General features: G+C 40.3%; 14 protein-coding genes and 1 pseudogene. 8 read left to right on the top strand and 7 right to left on the bottom strand.

All coding sequences use genetic code 11. The annotated features are described in order from the left end of the window. Window positions 1–15: 15 nt before the first annotated feature. The 6 genes from Q3W13_RS24635 to Q3W13_RS24610 form a co-directional block, all read right to left on the bottom strand. Window positions 16–1443, bottom strand: coding sequence for a GspE/PulE family protein (locus tag Q3W13_RS24635; RefSeq protein ID WP_302868604.1), 1428 nt, complete (start codon window positions 1441–1443; stop codon window positions 16–18). After that, a complete protein-coding gene (locus Q3W13_RS24630) occupies window positions 1440–1943 on the bottom strand; it encodes a hypothetical protein (protein WP_302868603.1) in 504 nt (167 codons plus the stop codon). Before Q3W13_RS24630 ends, Q3W13_RS24635 begins: the two co-directional genes overlap by 4 nt. Before the next feature lie 29 nt (window positions 1944–1972). Then, a complete protein-coding gene (locus Q3W13_RS24625) occupies window positions 1973–2398 on the bottom strand; it encodes a type IV pilin protein (protein WP_302868602.1) in 426 nt (141 codons plus the stop codon). Window positions 2399–2461: 63 nt separating this feature from the next. Further along, a complete protein-coding gene (locus tag Q3W13_RS24620; RefSeq protein ID WP_302868601.1) occupies window positions 2462–3769 on the bottom strand; it encodes a gliding motility-associated C-terminal domain-containing protein in 1308 nt (435 codons plus the stop codon). A 171-nt stretch (window positions 3770–3940) separates the two neighbouring features. Continuing rightward, window positions 3941–5266, bottom strand: coding sequence for a hypothetical protein (locus Q3W13_RS24615; RefSeq protein WP_302868600.1), 1326 nt, complete (start codon window positions 5264–5266; stop codon window positions 3941–3943). Beyond that, window positions 5211–5483, bottom strand: a complete 273-nt coding sequence (locus Q3W13_RS24610) for a hypothetical protein (RefSeq protein ID WP_302868599.1) — start codon at window positions 5481–5483, stop codon at window positions 5211–5213. The genes Q3W13_RS24615 and Q3W13_RS24610 overlap by 56 nt, the downstream gene beginning before the upstream one ends. A gap of 220 nt (window positions 5484–5703) precedes the next feature. Between Q3W13_RS24610 and Q3W13_RS24605 the strand changes: the two genes are divergently transcribed. The 8 genes and pseudogenes from Q3W13_RS24605 to Q3W13_RS25260 all read left to right on the top strand — a co-directional run. Further along, entirely contained in the window at window positions 5704–6330 is a 627-nt protein-coding gene (locus Q3W13_RS24605) for a hypothetical protein (protein ID WP_302868598.1), read from the top strand. Between the two features lie 12 nt (window positions 6331–6342). Then, window positions 6343–6837, top strand: coding sequence for a hypothetical protein (locus tag Q3W13_RS24600; RefSeq protein ID WP_302868597.1), 495 nt, complete (start codon window positions 6343–6345; stop codon window positions 6835–6837). Then, window positions 6834–7436, top strand: a complete 603-nt coding sequence (locus tag Q3W13_RS24595) for a toxin-antitoxin system YwqK family antitoxin (protein ID WP_302868595.1) — start codon at window positions 6834–6836, stop codon at window positions 7434–7436. The genes Q3W13_RS24600 and Q3W13_RS24595 overlap by 4 nt, the downstream gene beginning before the upstream one ends. Before the next feature lies 1 nt (window position 7437). Further along, window positions 7438–8685: a hypothetical protein gene (locus Q3W13_RS24590; protein WP_302868592.1), complete on the top strand. Its 1248-nt coding sequence runs from the start codon at window positions 7438–7440 to the stop codon at window positions 8683–8685. After that, complete coding sequence (locus Q3W13_RS24585) at window positions 8673–9038, top strand: hypothetical protein (RefSeq protein WP_302868590.1); 366 nt, start codon at window positions 8673–8675, stop codon at window positions 9036–9038. The genes Q3W13_RS24590 and Q3W13_RS24585 overlap by 13 nt, the downstream gene beginning before the upstream one ends. A 25-nt stretch (window positions 9039–9063) precedes the next feature. Next, on the top strand, window positions 9064–9534 hold the full coding sequence (locus Q3W13_RS24580; RefSeq protein WP_302868588.1) for a hypothetical protein: 471 nt from the start codon (window positions 9064–9066) through the stop codon (window positions 9532–9534). Continuing rightward, window positions 9521–10672, top strand: a complete 1152-nt coding sequence (locus Q3W13_RS24575; protein ID WP_302868586.1) for a type II secretion system F family protein — start codon at window positions 9521–9523, stop codon at window positions 10670–10672. Before Q3W13_RS24580 ends, Q3W13_RS24575 begins: the two co-directional genes overlap by 14 nt. Window positions 10673–10844: 172 nt before the next feature. Next, window positions 10845–10931: pseudogene (locus tag Q3W13_RS25260) on the top strand (hypothetical protein); the annotation flags it as partial. A 113-nt stretch (window positions 10932–11044) separates the two neighbouring features. Here the strand turns inward: Q3W13_RS25260 and Q3W13_RS24570 are convergent. Beyond that, window positions 11045–11374: a hypothetical protein gene (locus Q3W13_RS24570; protein ID WP_302868585.1), complete on the bottom strand. Its 330-nt coding sequence runs from the start codon at window positions 11372–11374 to the stop codon at window positions 11045–11047. Window positions 11375–12165: the final 791 nt, after the last annotated feature.

Raw genomic sequence — 12165 nt, 5'->3', positions numbered from 1 at the left:
TTAAGCATAAGTGGTTTAATAGTTTAATAAAAGCGGATAGATTTCTTCGATAGATGTTTGGCCCGACGCAAATAGGTCGAATGCGTTTTCAGAAATTGTTTGTATACCTTTTTCTTTTAAAATTTCATGTACCTGCATGTTTGAATTCCTAATTTCGACGGCAAGATCATAATCAACCGGAATTACTTCGTAAACGGCTTTCCTACCTTTGTATCCCGTATAATGGCAATGCTCGCAGCCTGCAGCCAGGAAATGTTTTGATATTTGGACGGCTGGTTTAAAATTTCTTGGATAAAGATCATTGGAAAAATCCTGTTCTTTCTTGCAACGAGGGCATAATAACCTTAAAAGCCTTTGTGCCACGGCTGCATTTAACGTGTTAGCCAGTAAAAAAGGAGGAATGCCCATGTCAACAAGCCTTGAAACAATTCCCCATGCTGAATTTGTATGTATTGTTGATAGCACCAGATGACCGGTTAGCGCAGCCCTTACAGCCATATTAGCCGTATCCGGATCGCGTACTTCTCCAACCATAATAATATCGGGATCTTGCCTTAGGAAAGTCCGCAAAGCAGCTCCAAATGTCAAGCCGATAGATTCTTTCAGTTGAACCTGATTTATTCCCTCAAGCGTATACTCAACCGGATCTTCAATAGTTAAAATATTACGGGTTTGTTTATTCAGTAATTTGAGCGTTGCATACAAACTGGTTGTTTTACCCGAACCGGTAGGCCCGCTTATAAGCAACATGCCGTTAGTTTTCTTCAGGCTATGCAAATAGTTGTCAAGATCATTTTCCGAAAAGCCGAGCTTATACAAGTCGATGTCTGTGGCATTGTTATTTAGCAGACGCAATACGATTTTTTCGCCAAAGAGGGTCGGCAAAACCGATACACGGATATCGAATTGCCCGCCGTTTTGCTTAAAATTAATCCTCCCGTCCTGCGGGAGCCTTTTTTCAGCAATATCCAGGCCCGACAATATTTTTATTTTATTGACTAACGCCGGATAGTCTTCTTTTTTTAAAATATAGCGCTCAATCATCATTCCATCAACACGTATTCTTACCCGGCATTTCGGGTCGTAGCTTTCTATATGAATATCACTGCTTTTTAAATTTTTTGCATCGGTAATCATATTTACCAGGAAGTCGTCAGATGCGCTGAAGTGAACAGCAGGCTGGCTGTTCCCGGTTTGCTCTTTCCTGTAATATGTTGATAGCAACCTGGTAATTTGATCGCCGGGCAGAGCGATCAATTTAACAGAATAGCCGAATACAATTTCCAATTCCGCGGCCAGGACATCTGATGGAGGATCTTCGCAATAGACAGTTAACAAGTCTCCATTTTTTTCAAAAGGCAGAATCCGGTAATGCCACGCCTGATCATTTGACAACCAGTGCAGGTCCTTTGTCGATATCACTATTTCATTATCTGCAATCATTGCCCAATATAGTATATTAACCAATTGTCAGTTAGTATATTTAGTGGTATAAACCACCAGTTTATTAACAGCAGTACACCCAAAAAAAGCGCCTGTAGCCCTGCCAAAGGGATGTTTTTATTTTTATTTTTTCCGCCACAGATCAGATTGTACACCACCCAGCACAGCAATGCAAAAACGAGCGAGGCTATATAGAAGAAACTAAAACTGATAGCCGGCAAAGCAAATGCGGCAGTGTACAGGAATAAGATATCTCCCCATCCTAACAGGCCTACCGCCACATTTTTCCATCCGCCCATCTTAAATGAAAAATAAAGATTGAGCACAATTAGCTGAACGCTTAGAAAGCCAATATTTATTACTGACGTTTTTACACCCAACAGCAAATTCTGACCGCCGGCGAATATATTAAGAACAATAAAACTTAAAAGCAACGCCGGAAACAAAAACCAGTAAACAGCGCGAAAACGCAAGTCCTGTATAAAAACAGTTGTCAGCATTGCCAGGATGAAAAACTTCAGCAACAACATCAATCCGCTGTAGTTTCCTTGAGATTCTTGTTTTGATCAATCTCCCATACGTTAAATACCCCATTACCATTAAAGTCAACCACCGAAGTGGCCTTCGCTATAAAACCAGTATTGAAAACATTGGTGATTTCAATACGGTAGTTTGCTTTACCATCTTTACCATCCGTTACCAGCGGGGCCTGTACAAAACCAATCTCGGTGAGGTCTTTGCTGTATTTGGAATGCTCGTAGAAATAACTCTCCTCAAGCAATTGAACATGGGACAGCTGCGTTTTAGCTTCAAGGCTTTTGGCCTTCGTTATTAGCGGAAGCAAGTTGGGCAAAGCCAGCAGAACTAAAATTCCGATAATAATCAAAACAACGAGTATTTCCGTTAAGGTATACGCATTTAGCTTTCTACGCAGCAATGATAAGTCAGGCCTCATAATTTTAAGTTGCGCTAATCTAATATTAATCTTGAAACCGCACAATTTTTAACAAATGAAAATTTAATAAATTATAGTTAACGAACCGCTGAAGCGCTGTACACTAAGTTTAGTCCCGATCAGGTAGTAATAAACGCCTGCCGGCAGTTTTTTCCCAAGAAAGGTGGCATCCCATGGCTTGGGGTAACCATGGCTTTCGTAAACCTTTGTGCCATAACGGCTAAAAACACGCACTTCGGCATCACTATCGTTTTCGAGTCCCTCAATATTCCAATTATCATTTATACCATCGCCGTTCGGCGTAAATGTGTTGGGAATTTTTATCGGAATGCAGGTATTAATAACCTTTATTTCCTGGCTTGCCTGGCATCCATTTGTATCAGTCACTGTAAGGGATACGGTTTGGGGTTCAGTAACCATAAAGGCGTTGGTTCCAGGCCTATTATTCCAAAGATACTTAACAAAACCGGGGGGCGCGGTAATGATTGCCGATTCATGCTTATAAGTACATAATGAAACATTGGAGAGGTTGAGCCGGGGCAGGGGATAAAAATTTATTGACATTTGCTGACTGGTTGCACAACCACCTGGAGTAGTGATGGTAGCAGAATAAATGCCGGAGCTTCTGACAAGTATTTGCTCAGAACTCTCTCCGGTTGACCATTTGACATCTCCGGCATTGTTACTAACCTTTAGTTCTACATCCTGGCCATCGCATAATGTGCTATTTACAGTTCGTTGTATAGTAAATACTGGTTGAGGATCGAAAGTAATTATTAATTGATTTGAAATTTTAGCACAGGCCGCACCGGTGCCTTCGATATTTACTGAATATGCTCCGCCTTCCATTATTATTATATTTGTATTATTCCTATAATCGGACAATAGCTGGTCCCCTTTATACCAGTCAATTGTGTAGGAATCGTGTGCTATCATGTTTAATTTCAAAATTGCCGTGTCTCCTGCACAATAAGAAGGTTTATTTGAGCTGACCACAGGTTGCGGCAACTCCACAAAATCCACCTGCACATCTTTTGACGTAACCCAGCTTTCATCGCAGGCACTTAATTCAACCCTGTATTTGCCGCCACCGGTTACGTTAAGCGTAGAACCTTGTTCACCATTAAGCTCGTTATTTTTATACCACCTGTATTTATAACTCCCCGCAGCCAATACTTCCAACGATTGTGTTTCCCCGGGGCATTTTTTTATAACATCCGGGTAATTAAATGTAAAAACCGGTGTTGGAACGATGGTTACCTGGAAATTTCCTGAAACTTTTGAACAAGTTGAATTGACACTCGTAACTGTTACCGCGTATAGGCCTTCAAGCGCGGTAGTTATTGACAGTTGATATTTGTTATTATTCATTATTACACCATTTCTTATCCAGTCAATGGTGTATTCGGGCCCTAACTTTAAGTTGGACGTTAAGGTAATTGGTTCACCTTCACAATAGTTGGTTTTTGAGGTACTTATCTGTGGTTCCGGAAGATTAGCTATTGTGACATTTGTGCTTTTTGAACCTACCCAGCTACCATCTCATGCGCTAACTTCTACCTTATAAGCGCCGCCTTCCATTAAGTTAATTGATGAAGTGTTTTCGCCATCTATAAGTTCTCCATTTTTGTACCACCTGTAATTGTAAAGGTCGTTGTTAGTTGTTTCCAGCCTGGCACTTTGCCGGTCGCAAAATTCCAATTTATCAGGATAATGAAATGAAAAAACCGGCCCGGGGGTGACAGTTACTTTGACTGGTTCGCTTTCAATATGAATTCCTGAGCATGGATCGTGTAACACAGCATGGTAATCTCCCGATCTGGTAATCTGCAGTTCCGGCCCGCTTTGCCCGAAGATTTGCTGGTTATCCTGGTACCATTCTATTATAGCCGTGCTATATTTCTGCGTATTTACGGTAGCTGTAACTGAACTGCCGGTACAAATAGTTGTTTCGGAAATGTTTTGCGAAAGCCCCTTAAAATAAACTGCGGCCACCCTTGTATTACCTATATACCTGCTATAATCAGGCGTGAGTAAATAAACGCCATCAACGGTAGCCAGCCATACTCCATTATCACATATCGGCCTTGTTGTAGCGCTTGTATTCACGCAGAGATCATTAATAGATAATGTGCCTAATTGATTGAAGAAAAAAAAGTTGAGCGCATGCATACCATCTGCTCCTTTTTCATAAAAATTACTTGTATAGTACAGGCCTTTATCGGTGCCGGCCAGTAAATTGTTTTTAATGATAGTGGCGTCACCCCCAATATAAGCGTTCCCCAAAGCCACCAGCCCGTACATGGTGGTTACTTTATTTACTTTGATGCCGGGTAAATAATGCCTGTGTTGAAAATCTGAGTTAAATGATGCATCTGCATTGAGCTCGAATAGGCCTTTTTCTGTACCCCAGACCGCACTGGAGTAAGTGATCAACTGCCCGAATTGATAAAGTGACGCCGGTATACAGGTAGCGGTGTAAATATTATTTCCGAAGGACTGACCGCCAGTCCATAAAAAGCCCAGCGCATGCACGCTTTCAAGAACAAAAGTTACGGGATGAAAAGTTACCGTATCACCTGTTCCGTGTTCGCTCAGGCTATCTTTATACATTTCATTACGGTAGGTCGCTTCATAAATTTTTGCAGCACCTTCGTAATAAAGCTGCGCCGGCTTTTCGGCATCTATGTCATATTGAAACAATCCCTTGTCTGAACCTATTAGCAGGTTACGGGTAAAAATAAGTGATTCAGATTTCTGAATACCAATTGAATTTATAGTAGACGGAAACTGACTATCCGTCGTTAATAATTTAACAGCGCCGTTTTTGTATTGAATGAAATACGGTATCTTTACTTCTGCCTGCAATATCTATAAATTTCAGATTTCCAAAAGCCGCAAAGTCTGCCGTAAGGTCATCAACTGCTTTGGTAACGACGTTTATACGATAAACACCATTGTGGTCTGTTAACGCCCAAACATATGGGTCGTAAAAATCCTGTTTGATCTTAATAAAAGTTTTCCCCTGTAAAAAATGATCGGTAATATGAAAGTCGATGTCCTGACTATACGCAGTCAGACACATTAAAAATGCGATAAAGATTAGGGGTATTCGTAACAATGGCATAAATACTTAAGTGCAATTTATGTATTTATAAATAATTTTTATTCAAGAAATAATTTATTCGGCTATAGATCGTCGCGGACAGCATAATTCTTCGTATCAGACCCTGGTTTGTCCGGTATTTTTCGACAGAAGGACTTTTATTTTTTTTGACAACAAAAGTTTTCTAATTTAGTGAGCAATGAAAATATTTATAATACTAAAGCCTTATCGTCTTCTTATATTACTTGCCGGGATGGCCGCTTTCTTTATTTCCTCGTGCGAGGATATTGTCGAACCTTCTGTAAAAAACAAGCAAGTACAATTAGAATCTCCCTTTAATAAGTTTCAAAGTACCAGTTCAACGATCAGTTTTTGGTGGGATGAAGTTGAGCATGCTACTACATATCACTTACAGGTGGTAAAACCTGATTTTACGAGACCAGAAAGCCTGGTGCTTGATACCGTTATCACGAAAAATAAGTTTTTGGACACGCTTGCGCCGGGGAATTACCAATGGCGTGTTATGGCCGAAAATAGTAGTTCGCAGACGGCTTATAGCGCCGTACGAAGTTTTGAAGTAGCAAAGGCCGTCGGCTGGCAGCCATCTGTGGAATTTAATGAATCGGCGATGATTGCGGTCGCTACGCAGTACACACAGAAATGTAAATCCGCCCAGGCTTATAAAACCGATTTTGCTGTTATTGGCTATCCGGTAAGTTTACAAGGTAACGCTGGTGGTTCTGCCAGCGTGTTAAATCGTCGTTCAACGGCAATTCATACTGTTGTCAACGAAAGTCAACCCGGTGGAATAAAAGCTTTATTTTAAGGTGATAAGGCTATGAAAAACAAGGCAACCTTGTACATACTCGGCGCAGCAGTGGCTATAGTTTGGGGACTGATAATCTATCGCGTTTATGATTCGGTAGGCTCCGGCGATGACGGTGTTGTAGCCGGAATATCAAAACCTGCAAAGGAGGCGTTCAATGATTATACCGTCCCCGCTGACACCACACACCTGTTGCTGAACTATCGCGATCCGTTTTCGGAGGAAAAAATGGCTGATACCAAAGTACATGTTAAAATAAGTACCGCGAAACCCCGCGCAGAGAAAAAAGTGGTTGCCATGAACTGGGGATTTATTACTTACTCCGGTTATATCAACAATCCGGTCGGTAAAAAATTCCTGGCAGTTATGCATATTAACGGTAAGGCCGTAATGCTCACAGAAGGGGAAACAAATCAAAATGTAAAATTATTAAAAAACATGCGCGATTCAGTAAAGGTCTCTTTTGGAGGGAAAATAAAGGTTATCAGCATGCATGCTTCGCTATGAAAAAATTATTGTTAATCATTATATCCTTTTTTGCTCTTACAGCAAAGGCACAAAAAATGCCTGGCTATGGTTTATATAAGATTCACCTTACCGACAGTGGTAAAACAATAGTTGCCGAAATTAATTTAGCTTCCGAAAAACAGGCAAATCCTAAACTTTATTACCATTGGTACACGGCAGATGGTTTACATGTAACACAAGGGGGCTACGAGGGAAAAGTGCTGAATGGCGCCTATAACGAATATTATCTAAATAAGAGCATTAAAATGCAGGGCACATATCTGCGTGGATTGCAGCATAACACCTGGAAAAGCTGGAACGCAAAGGGCTTTTTAACTAGTATTTATACCTGGAATAAGGGAGTTTTGAACGGCGAGTATAGTCTTTTCGACGGAAAAGGAAGATTAATTGAACAGGGTTATTATAAAAACGGGCTTCTCAATGGGGTGCAGGTATCCTATTTAGCCGCCGATTCGATTAAGCAGGTAAAATATGAAAACGGAAAGCCGGTGCCATCGAACTCTTCATTTTGGCCGAAGCTTAATCCTGCCAGGCTATGGCATCATGAAAAAGCCGACACTATAAGCAGGCATAAGTGATATGATTAGGGCTTCAGCATTATATATTGTTATAGTTGTGGCGCTGGTTATTGGTGTTATTTGTTCTGCATTAATTGTAACCGGTTATTTTTATAGATTGGCGTACCAGCAAAAATTCCGCTATGATATGCTGAATGATAATCTGCACTCCGGTATAAATATGATGCTGGCAGGACAGGATAGCACCTATGGTGAGCGGACGCTAAGCCTGTTCGGGCGCGATAACGATTCGGTTCGCGTTAAGCGTATATTTTGGGGAGCATATGATGTTGGCATCGTTACGGCATTTATTCAAAAAGATTCCATATCGTCGGTTTTTAGCATTGGCCGGCAAATTGATACGGTTAAAAGGACGGCGCTGTACCTGGCCGACTTTGATTCTCCGTTATCAGTAAGCGGAGCTGGCGGTGTTATAGGCAATGCTGCGCTGCCGAAGGCAGGCGTTCAGGTCGCCTTAACGGAAAGCGCTCACGACAGCAAGCAAAAGCCTGTTTTGGGCAAAATATCGACCAGTAAAAAAGAGCTCCCCTCGCTGGACGCTAACATCACCGGGAAATTACAGAAATTGTTTACGCCCCCGGCTGGCATTAAATCGTTATGGCAGCAGGATACCATTATTAATTCTTTCCAAAAAGAGACCCGGGCAGTACACCTTGGTTCCACACCTGTTAATCTCAAAAATAAATATCTTAATGGTAACATAATTATCTACTCAGATACTACCGTTACTATCGACAGTACGACCCGGCTCAACAACATAATGATTGTTGCCCGCTCCATAATCGTTAATAATCATTTTCGCGGCAACTGTCAGCTTTTTGCATCAGACTCGGTAAAAGTTGGAAAAAACTGCCTTTTCAATTACCCTTCATGTATTGGTGTTTTACGTTCAAAGTCCGATCCGGGTATAGAGCCAGAGATAAAGTTGGGCGATTCGACTATGTTTTACGGCGTAATATTCACCCTAAATAAATTAACAGGACTTCAACAACCAAAAATCGTTCTTGAAAATCGGACGAAAATATTTGGTGATATCTATTCGCAGTCAGAAGTAATGACGAAAGGTAACGTAGGTATTACGGGCAGCGTTTACACACTTACGATTGCTCATTTTTCCAACTTCAGGTATTCGCGAAATTACCTCATTGACGCCCGTATAAATAGCAATCGGTTGTCGCGATATTATTTAACCAGTTCCTTATTGTCATTTCAATCCGGGCAAAAAAAGATATTACAATGGCTCGAATAAAACAGTTTTTTGCACGTTCTGCCAGAGGTTCAACCGTTATTGAGGTAATTATCGCCATGGTATTAATCACCGTGGTACTGGGTGTAGCGCTTATGATAATCAATAATGTTACTAGGTCTTCGCTATCTTATCAGAAGTTAAGGGCTGAAGGGATGCTTCGAACCACAGCATCCGATATTATTCAACCTGAAACCGGTGTCAAAACATTAAAAATTGACGATATTACCGTCCGGGAGGAAATAAAAGCTTTAAGTGATAATGAAGCATTGTTTACCTTATCGCTAAGCGCATATGATGTTAACGGAAAGCTATTAGCACAATTATCGCAGATCAGGATCGTCGGAAATGAATAAGCATAAGATAAAAGCTTTTACAATAATGGAGGTAACAATAGCAATGTTGTTAACCGCTATTGTTATCGGAATAACTTACACTGTATATATGCTGGTGGCAAAGGAGTATAATGCATATACAGTTAAACATGAAAAAATAAGTACCATATTACTATTTGACCGGACTTTAAGGCGGGATGTCTTATTGTCGTTGTCAATCTGCCCTACGGACAGCGGTATCCGTTTTGTTAAAAGTAAGGATACGGTATTTTATGAAGTTAAACTCGGTTTTATCATCCGCAATTCGTTAAAAAAGGATACCTTCAAAATGGATGCTTCTGTTTTAAATCTTAGGTTCGAAGGTGCAGATATTTCTGCAACAGCGGGCAGTGACACAACCCTCATAGATGAAATCAGGTTAAATATCCAGTTAGAAAATACGCCGGTAATTTATACTTATCGTAAGCAATATAGCTCAGAGAACCTGTTTAAGCCATATACCGATGCCATCAATTGACATAAGCCGCTATAATGCCCCAAAAAAGGCCCCGCCTCCCTCTTCAAAAACAAGCGGCGGCATATTGGCCGTGCTGAATAAAGATATTAGTTTTGGGGGGAGCAAACAGCTTGCTGATAAAAAGAAAGAATACCTTTACCTTGAATTAAGCTCGCTGCTTCAGGCGGGCGTTAACCTAAAAAGCAGTCTCGAATTAATTACGACGGATCAAAAAAAGGTGAAAGATAAGACCCTGTTCACCACAATATTAAATGACGTCATCAGGGGCGACTCTTTTTCAAAGGCTCTCGAATCGTCCATCAAGTTTACCGCTTATGAAGTATTTACCATAAGGATAGGAGAAGAAACCGGTAAGCTGAATGAAGTTCTTATAGATTTGGCGAAATTTTATAATAACAAGATCAAACAACGCCGGAAAATAGTATCAGCCCTAACTTATCCTGTTATTGTACTGTGTACATCGTTTGCTGCAATTTTCTTTATGCTGAAGTTTGTAGTGCCAATGTTTGGCGATGTTTTTAAACGCTTTGGCGGGCACCTTCCATGGATAACCCAGGATATAATCAACGTGTCGCAAGCATTGGAAAATAATTTCTGGTGGATTTTTTTATTATTTGCCGCGTTTGGCGGGACGATATTCGCGCTGCGCCGGACTGAAAATTTCAGAAATCACGCTTCACGCATTGTGCTTAAGCTACCAGTTGCCGGAAATCTTATCCGCAAAATTTACCTTGCCAGGTTCAGCAACTCTATGAGGTTGCTGATAACTGCACGTTTGCCATTGCTTAACGCAATTGCGCTTAGCCGTAAGATGATTGAATTTTATCCCCTGGAGGCCTCGCTTCAGCAGATGGAAGCCGATATAACCAGGGGAATGCCGCTACACCAAAGCATGCAAAAGTTTGATGTTTATCCTGCCAAAATGGTACAACTAATTAAAGTTGGCGAAGAAACAAACCAGCTTAGCTATTTTTTTGAAAAGATTGCCGACCAGTACATCGAAGAAATAGAATACAAAACATCCACCCTAAGCAGCGTGATGGAGCCACTTATCATCATTTTCCTCGGGTTAATTGTAGGGCTTATATTAATAGCGATGTATCTGCCATTGTTCCAAATGAGTAACACACTTCAGTAGCGGTTAAAACATGTAATTCTAAACTCTAATATTCATTGTATCTCCGTTTTTGATGGTATCTGCTTGACTGGCTCGATGGACCTTGCATGCGATGCTGCTGGCTGGTGAGTCGGGTACTGTATCGTTACTTTCACCAAGAGAAACCGGATTTTGAAGGTCCTGGCGAAAAGGTTTACGATATAAAGAAATTGCCAGCCAGTACGCCATCAGCCTGCAGACAGTGCGTACCCATGATGAGTCCTATTTTCGGCAAAAATAAGCGCAGCGTCCTTGCGATTTAAATAGCTGATCATTGTAAGCATAAAAGGAACTTCTTTATCAATGTTATAACCTTCGTTAAGAAGAAAATTTGATTGATAATTTTACATCCCATTATTGTTTTAAGGCAAATCTTGAAAACAGAGTTCCTACAAAATCAGGATTTACATTAAAAAGAGTTGTTAATACGTGCCAGTGCTGACGCATTATATCAAAATAATCCAAGATGGCACGGTAAATTTCAGTATATATATCCGAAAAAAAGCATCTGTCATATTCAAAAATCCCGGCTCCGTGTTGATAAATTTTTCGCTCTACAGACGCTAACATTAGATGTATATTATCGGTTTGGGACTTAGGATAATCGAATGCCGTGTTATTTGTCAGCACGGGAAACAATGCTTTGCCGAGATAATTTAACGCCTGCTGGCGCTGATTTTTCAATGCCTTAAATTAACTCAATAATAAATTGCCGATAGGATTGGTATAATTAAAATTTTCCCCTTCTATTGTTGCGATTATTCTATTTATCTCTTCGAATTTTTTGAGTTTGAGAAGTTTGAGAATGGTGATTTCTCGGCTGTCATGATGTCTTTTGAATACTTGTGATATGTTCAATAAGATTTCATTTACCCCTAAATCAATTAATGCCGCAATTCTAACTGGGTGCGAAGCGATTTCAACGCTCTGCAATACATTGGTTAATTCGATAATATTGTGGAAATTTCAGATTTGTATCCTAGTAGGTGATGAACAAGTAATGTTCTGTTCTCATTAAAAAGAAACTATAACTTCACAATAAAGAATTCGCACATTTCTCCGGAAAAGAAATCATTAGTTGGCAAGGTTCATCGTAATTTCATCCAGCTTCCAAACTGTGATACTTGAACCTCGTTGAACGCCGATACTGATGATAGCCTTACCAGCAGTCACGAAATACAACTTATCATTCCAACAGATTGTAGTTATAAGGTAATTATTTAGTAACAAGCCGAATCTACCGAAGGTATCGCTTTACGTATTTTAGAATCCGATTTTGAAAAACTGGAAAAAAAATCAATCTGATAATTTAAAAATTAGAACTGACTGTATTTAGGAAAAATCGATCGCACCAATGATAACTATACAAGATTGAAAGACATTAGAAATGAATGCACCTGTAACCCCTCCTAAAAACCGGACTGTGTAAAGGACGAAAAGTCTTAACTTTAAACAGTCAAACGATGAAGAACTCT

Source organism: Mucilaginibacter sp. L3T2-6 (genome assembly GCF_030519355.1).
GTDB lineage: Bacteria > Bacteroidota > Bacteroidia > Sphingobacteriales > Sphingobacteriaceae > Mucilaginibacter.
This window is presented reverse-complemented; position numbering and strand designations above follow the sequence as displayed.